The organism is Bradyrhizobium sp. 14AA, assembly GCF_054185205.1.
In genome coordinates, this window is sequence record NZ_JAVAYM010000025.1 from 13,589 (window position 1) to 30,240 (window position 16,652).

General features: G+C 65.2%; 16 protein-coding genes. 10 read left to right on the forward strand and 6 right to left on the reverse strand.

The genetic code is table 11. The features are described 5' to 3' along the window. Position 1 precedes the first annotated feature (1 nt). Together RAD15_RS34040 and RAD15_RS34045 are read left to right on the forward strand one after the other, a co-directional pair. Entirely contained in the window at positions 2-796 is a 795-nt protein-coding gene (locus tag RAD15_RS34040) for a protein-L-isoaspartate O-methyltransferase family protein (RefSeq protein WP_458182982.1), read from the forward strand. A 96-nt stretch (positions 797-892) separates the two neighbouring features. Next, the gene (locus tag RAD15_RS34045; RefSeq protein ID WP_458182984.1) at positions 893-1,843 is read left to right on the forward strand and encodes a DUF6492 family protein; all 951 of its coding nucleotides are present in this window, start codon (positions 893-895) and stop codon (positions 1,841-1,843) included. Between the two features lie 9 nt (positions 1,844-1,852). On the opposite strand, the gene RAD15_RS34050 is transcribed toward RAD15_RS34045, so the two are convergent. Together RAD15_RS34050 and RAD15_RS34055 are read right to left on the reverse strand one after the other, a co-directional pair. Next, positions 1,853-2,920 (reverse strand): endo-1,4-beta-xylanase, encoded by a 1,068-nt coding sequence (locus RAD15_RS34050; RefSeq protein ID WP_458182986.1) that lies wholly within the window; start codon positions 2,918-2,920, stop codon positions 1,853-1,855. Next, on the reverse strand, positions 2,917-4,005 hold the full coding sequence (locus RAD15_RS34055) for a glycosyltransferase (RefSeq protein WP_458183176.1): 1,089 nt from the start codon (positions 4,003-4,005) through the stop codon (positions 2,917-2,919). Before RAD15_RS34055 ends, RAD15_RS34050 begins: the two co-directional genes overlap by 4 nt. A 263-nt stretch (positions 4,006-4,268) precedes the next feature. Between RAD15_RS34055 and RAD15_RS34060 the strand changes: the two genes are divergently transcribed. Together RAD15_RS34060 and RAD15_RS34065 are read left to right on the forward strand one after the other, a co-directional pair. After that, positions 4,269-5,705, forward strand: coding sequence for a lipopolysaccharide biosynthesis protein (locus tag RAD15_RS34060; protein WP_458182988.1), 1,437 nt, complete (start codon positions 4,269-4,271; stop codon positions 5,703-5,705). A gap of 239 nt (positions 5,706-5,944) precedes the next feature. Continuing rightward, complete coding sequence (locus RAD15_RS34065; protein WP_458182990.1) at positions 5,945-7,507, forward strand: L,D-transpeptidase family protein; 1,563 nt, start codon at positions 5,945-5,947, stop codon at positions 7,505-7,507. A 23-nt stretch (positions 7,508-7,530) separates the two neighbouring features. Here RAD15_RS34065 and RAD15_RS34070 read toward each other — a convergent pair whose 3' ends face one another. The 3 genes from RAD15_RS34070 to RAD15_RS34080 form a co-directional block, all read right to left on the reverse strand. Next, entirely contained in the window at positions 7,531-8,343 is an 813-nt protein-coding gene (locus RAD15_RS34070) for a class I SAM-dependent methyltransferase (RefSeq protein WP_458182992.1), read from the reverse strand. A 90-nt stretch (positions 8,344-8,433) separates the two neighbouring features. Beyond that, positions 8,434-8,973 (reverse strand): VOC family protein, encoded by a 540-nt coding sequence (locus tag RAD15_RS34075; protein ID WP_458182994.1) that lies wholly within the window; start codon positions 8,971-8,973, stop codon positions 8,434-8,436. Positions 8,974-8,998: 25 nt separating this feature from the next. Then, positions 8,999-9,964 carry a Bug family tripartite tricarboxylate transporter substrate binding protein gene (locus RAD15_RS34080; protein WP_458183178.1) on the reverse strand — a complete coding sequence of 322 codons (966 nt, stop codon included), beginning with the start codon at positions 9,962-9,964 and terminating at the stop codon, positions 8,999-9,001. A 185-nt stretch (positions 9,965-10,149) separates the two neighbouring features. Between RAD15_RS34080 and RAD15_RS34085 the strand changes: the two genes are divergently transcribed. The 6 genes from RAD15_RS34085 to RAD15_RS34110 all read left to right on the forward strand — a co-directional run bounded on the left by RAD15_RS34085 (position 10,150) and on the right by RAD15_RS34110 (position 15,356). Continuing rightward, a complete protein-coding gene (locus RAD15_RS34085; protein WP_458183180.1) occupies positions 10,150-10,851 on the forward strand; it encodes a TetR/AcrR family transcriptional regulator in 702 nt (233 codons plus the stop codon). Next, positions 10,829-11,380 (forward strand): carboxymuconolactone decarboxylase family protein, encoded by a 552-nt coding sequence (locus RAD15_RS34090; protein WP_458182996.1) that lies wholly within the window; start codon positions 10,829-10,831, stop codon positions 11,378-11,380. The genes RAD15_RS34085 and RAD15_RS34090 overlap by 23 nt, the downstream gene beginning before the upstream one ends. Before the next feature lie 9 nt (positions 11,381-11,389). Continuing rightward, positions 11,390-12,235 carry an SDR family NAD(P)-dependent oxidoreductase gene (locus RAD15_RS34095; protein WP_458182998.1) on the forward strand — a complete coding sequence of 282 codons (846 nt, stop codon included), beginning with the start codon at positions 11,390-11,392 and terminating at the stop codon, positions 12,233-12,235. 209 nt (positions 12,236-12,444) lie between these two features. Next, positions 12,445-13,029, forward strand: a complete 585-nt coding sequence (locus tag RAD15_RS34100) for a HutD/Ves family protein (RefSeq protein ID WP_458183000.1) — start codon at positions 12,445-12,447, stop codon at positions 13,027-13,029. 114 nt (positions 13,030-13,143) lie between these two features. Beyond that, positions 13,144-14,340, forward strand: a complete 1,197-nt coding sequence (locus RAD15_RS34105) for an adenylate/guanylate cyclase domain-containing protein (protein WP_458183001.1) — start codon at positions 13,144-13,146, stop codon at positions 14,338-14,340. 281 nt (positions 14,341-14,621) lie between these two features. Next, positions 14,622-15,356: an outer membrane protein gene (locus RAD15_RS34110; RefSeq protein WP_458183003.1), complete on the forward strand. Its 735-nt coding sequence runs from the start codon at positions 14,622-14,624 to the stop codon at positions 15,354-15,356. Between the two features lie 101 nt (positions 15,357-15,457). On the opposite strand, the gene RAD15_RS34115 is transcribed toward RAD15_RS34110, so the two are convergent. Beyond that, on the reverse strand, positions 15,458-16,537 hold the full coding sequence (locus RAD15_RS34115) for a Gfo/Idh/MocA family protein (RefSeq protein ID WP_458183005.1): 1,080 nt from the start codon (positions 16,535-16,537) through the stop codon (positions 15,458-15,460). Positions 16,538-16,652 lie beyond the last annotated feature (115 nt).

Here is a 16,652-nt window from a genome sequence, read left to right on the forward strand (position 1 = left end):
CATGAGCGATCTCGCCGCCGCGCGTGCGCGCTACGTGGAAGGAATCGCAAAGCGCGAGCGGATTTCCTCGAAGCGCCTGCTCGAGGCGCTCGCCGCCGTCCCGCGCGAAAACTTTCTGCCGAGGGGGCCCTGGCGCATCAAGAGCGAGGCGGCGCGCAGCTACCGGCTGACGCCGGATGCCGATCCCGTTCATCTCTACGACAATGTCCTGGTTGCGATCGACGCGCGCCGCAAGCTCGACACCGGCTTGCCGAGCCTGTGGGCGCATTTCATCGATTTGCTCGATATCGGGGAGAAGGACCGCGTGGTCCAGATCGGCTGCGGGCTCGGCTATTTCTCGGCGGTGCTGTCGAGGATCGTCGGCCAAAAGGGCAGGGTGCATGCGATCGAATGCGACGGGCGGCTTGCGGCTCGCGCCGCGACCTATCTTCGTGCCTACCATAATGTCGAGGTGGTCCACGGTGACGGCTGCGAAAGCATTGAACAGCCCGCCGACGTGGTCATCGTGCATGCCGGCTTTTCGCATCCGCATCCGCTCTGGCTCCAGTCGCTGCGCCCGCGCGGTCGCCTCCTGGTGCCGCTGACGCAGCGGGACCGCGAAGGCGCCGCCCTCAAGATCACGCGCAAGGGCAGGGGGTTTGAAGCCGAAGCGGTGCAGCAGATCCGGATCTTCCCCGGCCAGGGCCGGGGCACCACCGCGCTCGACGACCGCGTCGCCGACTGGTGGCAACGGGCCTCAGCGCTCGCGCCGCTGCGCTTTCGCGGGATCGCGCAGGGGTTGCCGTCGGATGGCTAACGCTTCGTTTCATTTTACCTTGATTCCGTTTGTGAGTTTCCAGCGTCTCCCGGCGCGGCTATGAGTGCGGCCTAATGGCCATTCGAGCGCGCGCCCATGTATTCCGTTGCCCTGCTGACTGCCAGCTATGCCAAGGATATCGAACGCTTTTCGCTGCTTAGCGAGAGCATCGACACCTGGCTCTCGGGATACACGCGGCATTATGTTCTCGTTAACGATGAGGACGTGCCGCTGTTCGAGCGCTTCGCCTCCGACAAGCGCGTCATCGTTCCGGCCTCGCGTTACTTGCCGAAATGGCTCTTCGCGCTGCCGCCGGCGCTCCAGTTCATCAGCAAACGGCGCGTCTGGCTGTCACTGCTGTCCTCGCCGGTGCATGGCTGGCACATCCAGCAGATCCTGAAGATCGCCGGCGTGCTCAACGCGCCCGAGCAGCGCGTCTGTATCCTGGATTCGGACAATCTGTTCTTCCGCGAATTCGACGTCGGCCAATATGCCGGCGGCGAGAAAACGCCGCTGTTCGTCACGCGCAAGGCGATCGGCGCCGACCACCCGCTGCATGGCCTGTGGCTCCGCACCGTCGATCAGCTTCTGGGGATCAAGGATCGCGCCTTCCCCGCCGACGATTACGTCGGCAACGCGCTGGTCTGGGACAAGGACACCGCGCGCGCGATGACCGATGCGATCAAGTCGGCGACCGGTCTGAACTGGGTCCTGGCGCTGTGCCGCAAGAAGAAGTTCTCGGAATATCTGATGTACGGCCACTTCGTCGCGGGTTCGCCCGCGCATCTGGCCACCCATCGGGTCACCGAAGACAGTATCGCGGTCTCGCATTGGGACGACACGCCGCTCGACCGCCCGGCCATCGAAGCGATGATGCGTGCCGCCTCGCCCGAGCAGGTCGCGCTTTGCATCCAGTCCTATTCGTCGACCTCGGTCGGCGACATCCGCGACGTGTTCCGCCTCAGTTCGCGCGACCGCCGCGGTCCGAGCCTCGCGCCCGACCACATGGACGACGCGGCCGAGTTCGAGGTGAAGACGCGCAGCTAGGTCGCGCCTTCAGGCGTCCTTCGTGAACTTGCTGATGACGTCCATGAACGGCTTCGGCTTGAACTCGCCGTCGAGCGGCAAGGGACGGTTCGGCTGCTTGTCCTTGCGGGCGAAGGTGCCGTTGATCCAGCTGTAGCGGTCCGAGATGCCCCAGGTCAGGATCGAGCGCACCGGCCCGCTGGTCGAGATCGCAGTCAGCAGGTCATCGACACGCTTGGCGACGATGGCGTCGCGCTCCGCCGGATTGCCCGTCAGCTTCTGATCGTCGACGTCGAGCTCGGTGACGAGAACCTCCAGGCCCCAGGAGCGCAGTTCGGTGACGAATTCGGCGAGCCCATGCGTGTCGATCTCGAGCTCGGCATGCAGATGCGATTGCAGCCCCACGGCGTGCAGCGGAACGCCCTGGTCGAGCAGGTCCATGATCAGGTTGCGGTAGGCCGCGCGCTTGGCAATGAACGAGTCCTTGGCGGACTCGATGTCGTATTCGTTGATCGCGAGCTTGACATAGGGATCGGCCGCCGCGGCGGTGCGAAAAGCGAGCGGAATCCAGCGGTCGCCGAGGTGCTGGGTCCAGAACGTGTCGCGCCGGTCTTTTGGGCTGCGGGGATTGTCCGGGATCGGCTCGTTGACGACGTCCCACGAGGTCAGCTTGTCCTTGTAATAGGACACGACGGTGTTGATGTGGTCGAGATACGCGCGCTCGACGCCCTTGCCGTCCTTGATCTGTTTGGTCCAGTCGGGAATGTCGTGATACCAGGCGAGCGCGTGGCCGCGCATCGTCAGATCGTTCGCCCGCGCGAAATCCAGGATCGCGTCGGCGCGCTCGAAGGCAAACGTATGCGCGTCCGGCCGCAGCATCGGCCATTTCAGCTCGAGCACCGGCACGACCTGCGTGCAATAGGTGCTGATGGCTTCGCCGAGCCTGGGATCGGCTTGCAGGTCCCAGAGCGTCGCCGCGGCACCAAAGCCGGGGCGGCGCTGGGCGAGCTTCGACGCCGGCGCCGCCGACGCAGGTAAGCCCGTCGCAAGCGTTGCAGCGCTGCCGAGGAGAAATTCGCGTCTGTCGAGCCTGGTCACGCGTGCTGCCGCATCGCGGCTTCGGCGATCTCGTAATAGTGCAGCGCGCCCTTCTCGAGCGTCAGGTTCTCGACCACATAGCCGCGCGGGGAGAAGTCGCCGGCGCTGGCTCGCAACCAGAACTCGCGCCAGCTGGAGATGAAGCCAGCCGCATCGGTGAAGGTCATGCCGCAACGCGCGTCGAAATAGGGCACCGAGGACACGCCGCCTTCGTACCTCACCTTGTGCGGATAGTATTTCGGATCCTGCCACGGCCCGCCGCGATCCCAGGCAAAGACGGGAACGCCGCTCGACAGCGCCTGCTGGCATGCGATGCCCTGGCTCTCATGCTCGCACAGGAAGATCATGCTGCGGCAACGCGCCAGCGCCGCCTTGTAGTCGTCTTCCTTGTAGTGGCCGTAGCGGAGCACCTCGACCGTGCGGCCGCTGGCCTCGAGATGCCTGCGGATCGGTTCGATCAGCTCCGGCTGGTAGCGCTCGTAATCCCAGCGAACCTTGTCATAGAGCAGCACGTCCACGCTCTTGCGGTTGGCCGGCGTCGGCGTCCACAGATCGGTGTCGATGCCGACGGGCCAGGCGTCGACATGGGGCCAATGGGGACGGAACATGTCGGCGTACCATTTGCACGGCACCAGCACGCGCTTCACCTGCAGCTCGTTCAGGCGCTCCGGAGCGTCGATCGGGTGGTCATACATGGCGACGCCGAGCAGGAGCGGGTTCTTCCATTTGAACCAGTCGAGCACGAACGTCCGCCCGATGATGCAGGCGAGTTCCTCGGGGTGCTTGCGGATATAGCGATAGTCGTTGACGCGGTAGCGGATGCCGAGTCGGTCGAGGCCCGCGCACAGATTGAGGAGGACGCGCCGCTGTCCGCTGATGAAGGACTCGCCCATGATCAGGCGCCGCAGCAGCGGCCGGATGTGGCGGTCGCCGGGAAACCAGCGGTCGTCCCGCTCTTCAAAGAAAAGGTTGAGGACCATCTTTTCGTGGCCTTGCGTGCTGGAATCCGCCGGAACCAGCGGCGCATCGGTGCCGCCGTGCGGCCGGGAGGTCGGGTTCGCCCGTGTTCGTTCGGCAACGTCCATGTCAGTCACGTCCACGCATCGGGGGAGTCGGGCGACGTCTTGATATCATTGCTTCTTTTCTGTGATCCCGTCGGTCCCTTCAAGGACAGGGCAAATTTAACGCTAACGCGCGATAACCGCCTGCACGCTTCATTCGCGGTCCGATTTGCAGGCTTATGCGACTATCCTCACCGGTGCTGGCGGCGCAGTCCGGTCGCCGTAGCAAAGTCCAACTGTTTTAACGCCCCGTTAATCCTCAAGGTCGCCGCCGGTCCCGTGCTCGCATGCTGAACCGACATTTTTCCATTTATCTCGTGGCCTACATCCTGCCGGCGGCGGTGGGCTTCCTCGCGGTCACCGCCTACACACGGCTGCTGAGCCCGGCGGAGTACGGCGTCTACGTCGTCGGCATCAGCCTTGCCGGCATTCTGGGCGCGATCTTCTTTGCCTGGATCAAGCTGTCGGTGTCGCGTTATCAGGCGATGTCGGCGGAGGTGGATTTCCGCGGCACGGCGATGGTCGCCTTCGCGCTGACGGTCGCGGTGCTCTGCGCCACCACCCCGCTGGTCTTCCTGTTCCGCAGCGATGTCAGCGTCGAGCTGCTGCTCGCCAGCATGTTCGTCGCGATCATGGCCAATGCGGTCGATGTCGGTCAGGAGTTCGAACGCGCCAAGCTGCGACCCTACAGGTTCGCGGCAATTGCAGTCGTGCGCAGCGTGTCCAGCGTCGGCTTCGGCCTGCTCGGCATCTGGCTCGGCTGGGGCGGCATCGGCCTGCTCGCGGCGTTCGGCCTGGGCTCGCTTGTCGGGATCGTTCTCAACCTCGTCGGCGACCGCACCAAGATCGCGCGCTTCCAGCGCGGCCAGTTCATGCAGCTGGCGCGCTATGGCCTGCCGCTGACGCTGGCCGGCCTTTCCGTTGCGGTCTATTCCGCCTGCGACCGGCTCATCGTCGCCTATTTGCTCGGCAAGGACGCCGCCGGCATCTTTGGCGTCGCTGCGGATCTGCCGCGACAGTTCATGGTCATGATCGCCTCGAGCGTCGCTGCGGCGACTGTGCCGCTGGTGTTCCGGTCGTTGTCGGAGAAGAACGACGAGACGACGCAGGCGCGGCTGACCGAAAGCCTCGAGTTGCTGCTCTTCGTCGTCGCGCCCGTCGCCGTCTGGCTCGCGCTCGCGGCGGACCAGGTCGCCGGCACGCTCGTCGGCGTCGACTTCCGCGCCGGCGTGTCGGCGTTGCTGCCGACCCTGGTGCTCGCCCGCCTCTTCGGCATCGCCAATCAATTCTACGTGCAGATCAGCTTCCAGCTTGCCGAGCGGCCGTTCATGCTGGCGGCGCAATCCTTCCTCACGCTGGTCGTCAGCGTCGTCCTGATGTTCGCGCTGGTTGCCGGCCACGGCCTTTACGGCGCGGCGCTGGCGACGCTCGCGACCGAGGCGATCGGCCTGCTCGTTGCCGTCGTCCTGATGCATCGCGCCCACCCGGTGCCGTTCGACGTCAACCGCCTCGCCGGCATTGGGGCTTCCGCTGCGGCGATGGCGGCGGCGATTCTGGTTGCGCGATCGCAAGCTGCCGGCACCGGTCTCGTGTCGCTCACTGTCGTGAGTCTCGCCGGGGGGCTCGCTTATGCGGCGACGGCCTGGCTCCTCAACGTGGCAAACGTCCGGACGCTGTCGCTGCGTTTCCTCCGAAATTTCAACCGGAAGGCCCTGGGCGTCTAGCGGGTCGACCGGCTGGGGCCACCGGCTAAGGCGGACATTCTGCCGCAGCGATAGACGACCAGCCTCGGGTCCAGGCGACCCTTCCGCCTGCACGCGCCGTCATATATGAGAGATTTGTCGCCCGAACGTGCCGAATCTCGCCACAGACGGAACGTAAGGCGGCTGTGATTTCTTAATCCAATGATCGCAATCTGATACAAGCCCGGCATGAGCGGGCTGGTATTTCGACCGAGGATGGCATGAAAAACCGACTGACGACGGCGCAACCCACCAGGTCGATGCGGCGTCGGAGGCCTCCCGGAATAGTCACATTCGCGGCGGTCGCTGCCCTGACCGCGCTGACGGCGAGCGCCGAGGCGGCGAAGCAGGCGCGCCAGCCGGCCGAGGCGGTGGCGCCGCGCGAGGCCGGCGAGCCGATCATGGCGATCGTGTCGATCAAGAGCCAGCAGGTCACCTTCTACGACGCCGAGGGCTGGATCCTGCGCGCGCCGGTCTCGACCGGCACCACGGGACGCGAGACGCCGGCCGGCGTCTTCGCCATCGTCGAGAAGGACAAGGATCACCGTTCGACCATGTATGACGATGCCTGGATGCCGAACATGCAGCGCATCACCTGGAACGGCATCGCGCTGCATGGCGGTCCGCTGCCCGGCTATGCCGCCTCGCATGGCTGCGTGCGGATGCCGTTCGGCTTTGCGGAGGGCCTGTTCGACAAGACCAACATCGGGATGCGGGTGATCATCTCGCCGAACGACGCGGCCCCGATCGACATCGTTCATCCGTCCCTGTTCGTGCCGAAGCGGGAGGCCATCGCGGCGGCTCCGGGCCGTATCGACAAGCTCTCCGCCGAGGCCGAGGAAGCCACCCGGGCTGCCGACGAGACCAAGAAGGCCGCGGCCGTGGCCGCGAAAGAGGCGACGTCGCTTCCGGCATCGCTGCGCAAGCTGGAGCAGCAGAAAGCGCGCGCCGATGCCGAGCTTGCCTTCGCCGACAAGACGCTTGCGGCCGCAAAGACCGATCAGGCCCGCGCCAAGGCCGAGGAGCTGAAGCAGAAGGCCGCCACCAAGGCTGCCGACGCAGCGACGCAGCTCGATGCCGCCAGGACCGCCGCACAGCCGAAACGCGACGCCGTCGCTGCGACGAAGGAGGCTGCCAAGGCGGCAGCGACCAGGAAGACCGACGCGGTCAAGGCTGCGACCGACGCAAAGCTCGCGCTCGAGCCGGTCTCGGTCTACATCAGCCGCGCGACGCTGAAGCTCTATGTGCGGCGGAATACGCACAAGCCGGCGCCGGACGGCGGCGGCGAGGTGTTCGACACCAGCATCGAGGTCCCCGTCACGATCCGCAACCCCGACCAGCCGCTCGGCACGCATATCTTCACGGCGATGGCGAAGAACGACACCGGCCTGCGCTGGAGCGTGGTCACGATCGAAAACAGCGACGAGGCCAGGAACGCGCTGGACCGCATCACCATTCCCCAGGACGTGTGGGATCGCATTGGGCCGACCGCGTTGCCGCGCTCGTCGATCATCGTCTCGGACGAGCCGCTCAGTGCCGAGACCAATTACCGCACCGAGTTCGTCGCGGTGCTGAGCAACCAGCCGCAGGGCGGCTTCATCACGCGCAAGCCGACCGCGCCTCCGATGGACGTTGCCAGCGATGACGGCTGGGACAATGGCGGCAACAATTTCGGCTTCTTCTTCCAGCAGCGCGACCCGTACGCGCAACCGGTCAATCCGCGCCGCCGCGGCCAGTATCAGTATTATCAGCCGGCACAGCCGATGCAGCGGAGCTTCTGGTAGGACGCGGGCTGCAAAGCCTGCAATTACCGGCGCGCCTCGATTACGATAGCCTGGATCTTGCCTTCGATGGCTCCAGAGCCATGGCGCAATCGCAGCGCCTCGGTCACGATATCGGTCGCAGCCTGAAGCTTGCTGGCATCCCTTGCCTCGATCTCGCTGCGCAGTGGCGTGCCCTGGCAGAGCGCGATCGCGACATGGTCGGGCGACGGCGCGCGGCTGATCTCGGATCGCGTTTCGATTCTGATGTCGCGAAAGCCCGCGCGTTCGAGGTCGGTTCTGATGACGGCCTTGTCATGGTAGCCGTGCGGCGTCCGGACCATGAAACGGGGCGGATCGTCGGGAAACAGCTTTTCGAGCGCGACCGTCGCTTCATGCGTCAGCAAATTGTCCTCGATGCGATCCCAGACGTTGAACACGAACGTGCCACCCGGCTTCAGCACGCGCTTCACTTCCGCGTAAGCCTTGACGCGGTCCGGAAAGAACATGGCGCCGAACTGGCAGCAGACCACGTCGAACTCGGCGTCACCGAAGGGCAGGGCCGATCCGTCCGCCTGGCGCCAGGTGATGCGTTCGTCGTCCGCCTGACGCTGCGCCGCGACCGCGAGCATCGGCTCGTTGAGGTCGGTCGCGACATAACGGACGCCGCGCGGCAGCGCCGCCGCCACGGCGCGCGTCACCGCGCCGGTGCCGGCTGCGATCTCGAGCAGCACCGAGGGAGCGAGAGCGGCGACGCGTCTTGCGATGTCCTCGGCATAAACCGAGAAGATCATCGGGACGAGATACTCATCGTAGAGCTTCGGGATCGAGCCGGCGAAAACCTTGTCAGTGCTGGACATGCTTGCCTCGCCCAAGGTTCGGACACGAGGCTCACGTTAGCATGATTTCCCGTTCGCACCAGCAACCGCGCAAATCCCGCCGTACCGGTTCTATGATCTCGCGCCGCCGACCTCGCGGATCGGCCGCGTGCCGTCCCAGCTCAAAGCCGCCTGACGAACTCTTTCGAAGAACGGACCCTTGGTGCCGCTGATGTCGGAGATTTCGATCACGGTGCCCGGATGCGCCTGCGTGTCGAAATAGGCAAAGCGTCCCTTGTCGCCGCCGATCTGCCCCTCATGGCCGATCCTGTAGCCGAGCCCGATCGCCCTGTCGTAGAGCGCCTGATAGTCGTGGCTCCAGTACGACATGTGCTGAAGGCCTTCGTGGCCGGCGTCGAGGAATTCCCTGTAGAGCGAGGGCGCATCGTTGCGCTGCTGGATCAGCTCGATCTGGAGGTCGCCGGAATTGGCGAGCGCAATGCTCATCTCGACCGCGGAGTCCTGGCCGCGATGACGGAACCAGTCGGTCTGGACGCGGTCCATGTAGTACCAGGGACCGACGCCCATCACCTCGATCCAGTGCTTCATCGCAGCCTGGATGTCCCGCACCACATATCCGTTCTGGCGCGCCGCGCCGAAGATGCGGCTCATGCCCGCGCTCCCTTGGTCGCCTTGTTCACTTGACCTCGATGCCCGCGTCTTTGGCAACCTGCTTCCAGGCCGCGATGTCGCGTGTGTTGATGTCGCGCTGCTCCTCGCCGGCGACGAATTGCGGCGTGATGCCGAGCTTCAACAGCTTCTCCTTGACCTCGGCATCGCCGAGTGCGTCCTTCAGCGCCGTCGACAGCCTCGCGGCAATCGGCGGCGCGAGGCCCGCGGGGGCATACATCGCCCAGGACAGGCTGCGGTCGAACGGCACGCCCTGCTCCTTGTAGCTCGCGACATCAGGCAGGCTCGGCGAGCGCTCGCCGCAGGCGGCCAGCGCCTTGATCGAGCCATCCTTGACCAGCGGCGTTGCGGTCGCGACATCCAGCGTCGCCAGCGAGATGTGGCCGCCGAGCAGATCGCCGGCCAGTTTGGCGATGCCGTTGAACGGCACGTGCTCCATCTTGATGCCGGTCTGCTGCATCAAAATCTCTGCGCAGAATTGCCCGGTCGAACCGACGCCCCAGCTTCCGTACTGGATCGGCTCGCCCTTCTTGGCCAGCGCAATCAGGCCCTTGATGTCATTGGCGGCAAAGTCCCTGGTTGCCACCAGCATGATCGAGGACGTCCCGATGCGCCCGATCGTCGTGAAATCCTTGATCGAATCGTAGGGCAGCTTTGGATAGATTGCCGGCGCGAGCACATGGGTGGTCATGCCGCCGACGGTGATGGTGTAACCGTCATTCGCCGACGTCGCGACCATCTGGGTGCCGAGCGTGCCGGCTGCGCCCGTGTGGTTCTCGATATAGATGCTCTGCCCGAGCGTCTTGCCCATTTTGTCGGCGAGCAGCCGGCCGACCACGTCTCCGCCACCGCCGGCCGCGTAGGGCAGCAGCATGCGGATCTTGTGTGTGGGGTAGGCGGCGGGATCTTCGGCGCGCGCCGGCAGCGCCGCGGACAACGAGAGCAGTGACAATGTGACGATGCGCAGCTTCATGATGGTTTGCCGCGTGGGCAAAAGGCGAGCGAAGTGCGCCATGGCGTTGTCCCCCAAATTGCTCTCCGCTTCTTGAGGAGCGGAGTTGAATGCGGCCTGCCCTTGCAAAGGCGAACGATCGCCAAGCAAAACGAACGATCGTTCGTCCGGTTGACTAGCGAACGATCGTTCGTTAGTCAACCATGATGGCTGTCCAAACCTCCAGCGCGGCGGAAGCCGCTGCGCCCACGACCCGCGAGCGCATCCTGAACGAGGCGCTCGATCTGTTCGCGCAGAGCGGCTATGGCGGCGCCTCGATGCGCGAGCTGGCGCGCCGCGTCGGCATTCGCGAGAGCAGCCTTTACAACCACTTCTCCGGCAAGGCCGCGATCCTGGAAGCGATCGTGAGCGAGCACGGTCCGGCGAGCTCGGCGAGCCGGCTGGAAGAGCCGCGCTACAGGCAGCTCGCGCGCCAGCCCGCCGCGTTCTGCCGCCAGTTCGCGCTCGATCTCGTCGAGCAATGGTCCGACCCGCGCGAGCATCAGTTCCAGAAGGTGATCACCGCCGAGCGCAACCGCGTGCCCGGCATCCGCGCCAAATTCGCCGATCATTTTTACGCGCGCGAGCAGCGCATGATGACGGATTACTTTCGCGGCTTCGCGCTCGCCGGCCTCGTCTCGACGCCCGATGCGCGCGAGACCGCGCGGCTGTTCGCCGCCGGCCTCATCTACATCCGCCTCGAGCATTACGTGATGGGCGCGGTGCCTTCGTCGCGATCGAAGGTGATCGAGGCGATCGACCGCTATCTCGCCTTCTTCCTGTCGCTGATCGCGGCGGATGGCGGAGCTGCCGGCAACAAGAAACGAAAAGCCAAGGGAGAAACGCGTGGCAAGGCTGCCCCTGATTGATCCGGAGACGGCGAGCGGCGACATTCGCGCCTCGTTCGACCGCATGCCGGTCAAGCTCAACATCTTTCGCATGATGGCCCATGCCGAGGCCAACATGATCCCGGCGATGCGGCTCGGCAATTCGATCCTGCACAAGCAGAAGCTCTCGGCCGTCAACCGCGAGCTGCTGATCCTCCAGGCCGCCCAGCTCGAAGGCGGCGCCTATGAGTGGCGCCAGCACGTGCCGATCGCACTCGGCGTCGGCTGCACGCAAACGCAGATCGATGCGGTCGAGCGCGGCGACTACGATGCTGCCGCGCTGAATGAGGCCGAGCGCGCCTTGCTGAAGTTCGGGCGCGAGGTCGTCGAGAACGTCCGCGTGCCCGAAGCCACCTTCGCTGCTGCTCGCGCGCACTTCAGCGACCAGGAGATCGTCGAATCCATCGTTGCGCTCGGCTTCTATATGATGATGGCGCGCCTCACCGAGGCGACCGAGACCGATCTCGATCCGGCGGCCGGCATGAAAGTCTATGACGGCGGCAAGAAGTAGGCGGCTGAGATGACGGAGACCGAGAGCAAGCCGGAGCGCTACGTCCGTCCACCGAGCGCGGAGTCGTTGGGCGAAGCGCCGGGCAGGGGGCGCCTGAAGGGGCGCCGCATCCTGATCGTCGGCGGCGGCCAGCGCGTGTTCGATGCGGCCACCGATCCGATCGGCAACGGCCGCGCCATGAGCATCTTGTGCGCGCGGGAAGGTGCCAAGGTCGCGGTGGCCGATCTCAACCGTACCTCGGCTGAGCAAACCGTCAAGCACATCACCGACGAGGGTGGTGAGGCCTTTGCCATCGCCGCCGACGTCACGTCGGAGGCCGACGTTCAGCGCATGATCGAGGAGGCGCACCGCGTCATGGGCGGGCTCGACGGCATGGTGCTGAACATCGGCACCTTCGGCAAGGTCGGGCTCGATGCCGTCAGCCCTGCGGAGTGGAATGCGATCTACGACGTCAACGTCCGTGGTCCGATGCTGTGCTGCCGCGCCGCCGTGCCGAAATTCGACGATGGCGGGTCCATCGTCTTCATCTCCTCGATCGCGGCGCTGAAAGCCGGTTCGCAGATGGCCGTGTATGATTCCTCCAAGGCCGCGCTCGGCGGCCTCATGCGCAACATCGCCCATCTCGGATCGCGCCGCGGCATCCGCGCCAACCTCGTCTATCCCGGCCTGGTCGACACCCCCAACGGCCGCGAAGCCGGCGCCGGCCGCCCTTCGCGCGGCAAGGGCCACGTCCCGTTCGGCCGCCAGGCCACGGCCTGGGAGATCGCCTATGCCGTGCTGTTCTTCCTGTCGGAGGAGAGCGTCTACGTCACGGCACAGACGCTTGCGGTGGATAGCGGCCTGAGCGGGATGTAAGGCGCGCCGCGCGTCGTTCGCCTGTGCCGTGGCCCGGATATCGCTTCGCTCATGCGGGCTACGATCTCCCACGTCGTCCTGGCTTTTGCCAGGACGACACCGTTATTGGAGCAAGCACGCACTTGACCCGGATTGCGTTGCGCTCCATCCGGGCTACGATGACGTGCTAACGCATCCGCACACATGCCTTTCCCGGATAGTCCCAACCCATGAAAACCACGCTGCTCAGATCCGAGGACTATGCCCGCTCGCCCTGGAAGAACGGCGGCGGCGTCTTCACCGATATTGCCGGTGCCCATCGCGCTGATGCCGAGGCAAAGGACTGGGACAGCCTGCTGTGGCGCTTCGCCTCGACGCCGATCGTGGCGCCCGGTCCGTTCTCCTACATGCCCGGCATCGACCGCTTGCAGATGGTCGTGGGCGGGCGCGGGCTGGTGCTGAAGGCGCCGGGGCAGGAGTTCGACGAGCGTGAACCTTTTACGACCGTCCGCTTCACCGGCGAGCTCGAGATCGTGACGGAACTTCACGCCGGTCCGGTCGAGGTCGTCAACCTGATGGCACGGCGCGGTGCGGTCGAGATCGAGCTCGAAGCGCTCAGGGAACCCGGCGACCGATCGCTGTTTGCCGGCACGCATCTGGTTTACGCGGCTCGCGGCGATTGCCGTATCCGTCTCGATGGCGAGGATTTTGCGATTCCCAACGACGGCACGCTGAAGGTCGAGCTCACCGCGAAATTGCAGCTCGCGCTCGTTTCGGGTCTGGCGGTGCTGGGGTCGATCCGGCTTACTGGCTAGGCGGCGACTGCCTCGGCAGGCGCGCTGCGCACAATCCATGCAACTGGCTAGGTTGACGTCGCCGGGCCGGAGCACGATATCTGCCCTCATGCAGACCGCCGCGAAGGGCAGGATATGAACGCGCCGCACGATACCCACGCCCCCGTCACGATGTCCGACGGCGTCGTCGACTGGCTGACCAACGGCACGCGCGACGAGCGCTTCATCGACAACATCTTCGCCGAGATGTGCGTCCGCATCCAGCAAGCCGGCATTCCGCTCAAGCGGTCCACGCTCCATGTCCTGATCCAGCACCCGCAATGGCTGGGGGCCCGCATCCTGTGGTCCGACGGCGTGCGTGAGGCGGAGATTACGCGGGTCGACTTCGATGTGAGGCAGCGCCCCGAATATATAGGCAGTCCGGCCAACGAAATGCAGGACGGCGCCAGCGAGGTGCGCGAGAATCTCGAACGCGACCCTTCGCTTGGCCGCAAGCACGTCTTCTATGACGAGATGCGCGAGATGGGCCTGACCGACTACGTGGCCTGGCCGCTCTACCACACGCTCGGCAAGCGGCACATCGTCACCTTCGCGACCGACCGGCCCGGCGGCTTCGACGGGGTGCATATCGCCGCGCTCAAGAAATTGCTGCCGGTGCTGGCGCTGGTCAGCGAGATACGCATCAAGAACCGCCTCGCGCGAACGCTGCTCGAGACCTATGTCGGCGCGCATGCCGGCCAGCTGATCCTCGCCGGCGCAACGAGGCGCGGCAGCGGCACGACGGTGCGCGCCGCGATCATGATCTGCGATTTGCGCGATTTCACGAAGATCTCCGACAACTGGCCGCGCGACGACGTCATCGACCTGCTCAACGACTATTTCGATGCGATGTCGGAGCCGATCGCGCGGCACGGCGGCGAGATCCTGAAATTCATCGGCGACGGACTGCTCGCCATCTTCCCGCTTCAAGAGCCCAATGCCTGCGCAAACCTGCTGCATGCCGTGACCGAGGCCCGTCAGGCCATGGCCGCCCTGAACGAGCGGAACAACGGCACCGGCCGCGCGCCGCTGAACTACGGCATCGGCGTCCATGTCGGCGATGTCATGTACGGCAATATCGGTTCGGCCAGCCGGCTCGACTTCACGGTCATCGGCCCCGCCGTCAACATGGCCTCCCGTCTCGAAGCCCTCACCAAGCAGCTCGGCAAGACGGTGCTGCTGTCGCGCGATTTCGCCGAGCTGGTGGAGAAGCAGTTCGAGCTGGAGCGTGTCGGCGAGCATCAGGTGCGCGGCTTCAGCGATTCGATCGAGCTGTTCGCGTTTCACGGCTGAGGGGCGCAGCTTCCATCGCAGCGTTCTCCTGTCGCGGCGGATGGCGTAAAAAGCCCAGCAAGATGTCGGTCGAGCCGCTGCCGGAAAATTGCCGGCAACGCGCGTCGTTCGGAAGCAGATGCCATCTGCAGTTCATTTGCTCTTCGCGTCGCGTCATACCTTCAGGTGGCGCTGAGCGCATGCTTAGCAATTTCCTATGTGTCGTTCGGACTACAGCCAGATCGGTGATCGGCAAGTATGAGTCGATCGTCGTTTTAATCGAACTGCTGGGAAATCGAACTATGAAGAAATTCGTTGTCGCATTGATCGCCACCACCGCCCTGACCACCGCGGCGTCGGCGGCAGACCTCGCGGCGCATTATACCAAGGCTCCCGTCGCTGCGCCGATCACCGATTGGACCGGCGTGTATCTCGGCCTCTCGGCCGGCGGCGTGTGGGGCACCAATGAGTGGTCCTCCGACGAGACCTCTCCTTATCGCCCGGGCGCCTACAACACGTCGGGCTGGACCGCCGGCGGCATCGTCGGTGCCAACATCCAGGTCCGCAACACCGTCCTTGGTGTCGAATTCGACGGCAACTGGGCGGACGTGACCGGCTCGAAAGCCATCGGCACGCCGTTCAACGGATTGGCGACCAACATCGCGTCCGTCGACAACAAGATCGACTGGACGGCCCATGCGCGTGCTCGCCTGGGTTACTCGTTCGGCAATTGGCTGCCCTTCGTTGCCGGCGGTGCCGCGATTGCCGGCCTGCGCGACAATCTGAATTTCATCACACCCACCGCGTTCAATGGCGGCATCTATTCCGGCTACAGCAACAGCGCCACGCGCGTCGGCTTCACTGTTGGCGGCGGCATCGACTTCAAGGTGACGCCCAACGTGATCGTTCGCGGTGAATATCTCTACGACAATTTCGGCAACACCTCCGGTCGTGTCGGACCGCCCACGTTCAACAACGAGGTGTTCACGCTCGACACGCATACGGTCCGCGCGGCCGTCATGTACAGGTTCGACTGACCTCTACGACCCGTTCCAGTCGACTCAGCCCGGTCTCGCCAGAGGCCGGGCTTTTTTCACTTTCGGCTCCATGTAGAGCCGGCCGCGGCGAAAGCTCTTCTCTACGTCGTCCGCTGAGCGCCTTGCCCGAGCGCTGCGTAACGTTCGCGCAGATCGATGCGCCGACCCGTTGTCGCGGCCTCGGCGATGGCGAGCGTCACCAGCAGGCTTCGCGCGCCGTCCTCGACCGGTTGCAGCGACGGCGTCACGCCGCGGACCACATCGCGGAAATGATCGAGCTGTGCGACGTAAGGATCGATCGAAGCGGTATGGTTGGCCTGAACCTGGATCGGCTTGTTCCAGTCCTGCGCGCCGCCGTCCTGCGTCCATTGATCGAGGCTCGGAAACTCGATCGCGCCGCGGCGGCCCATCAGGCGGTAGCTGCTCTGCCCGCTGAACGGAAACTCCGGCGCCTCGCCGAGGCCCTGCTCGGTGGTCCATGGGGACACCGCGCAGTCGCTGAGAAAGAACGTGCCGAGCGCGCCGCTCTCGAACGCCAGCAGCGCGACGGCGGTATCCTCCACCGCGAAGCCGCGCTGGCGGTTCGCGGCGATGGCTTCCACGGCGACGATCTCGCCGAGCGTAAAGCGCAGGAAGTCGATCTCGTGGATCAGATTGATCAGGATCGGCCCGCCGCCCGTCTGCGACCGCCAGGGCGCGACCTTGAAATAGTCCGCGGGCTTGTGGACGGCCCAGATCGCGGAGACGCCGACGACATCGCCGATGCAGCCTTCGCCGAGCAGCGCCCTCAGCGTCTTCACCTGCCTGTGATGGCGGCGGTGATGCCCCACCAGCGAGCGGATGCCGGCCTTGCGGACCTCCGCGATGAGCTCAGTGGCGGTTTGAAGCGTATCGGTCACCGGCTTCTCGATCAGGATGTGGATGCCGGCCCGCGCGCAGGCGATGCCGTTCTCGGCATGCAGCTGATTGGGCGAGGCGATGATCACGGCCTCGGGCCGCGCCTCATCGAGCAGCTGTCGGTAATCGCCAAAGACGCGCGCGCCGGGCTGCTCGGCCGCGACCTGCTCGGCATTGACGTCGGCAATGCCGACGAGCTCGTAATCGCCGTGCTCGGCGAGCTTGCGCAGATGCTTGCGGCCGATCAATCCCGCGCCGATCACGCCAATCCTGATTTTCGTCATGTCATGCATTGCGTTGGTTCAGGCCCAGCCGCGGCAGTCTCTGCGGACAGGAGGCGGTGCGGCGGGCGACGGTCGAACGCATCTGTCTCCTCCCGTATAATTAATCCGTAGGTTA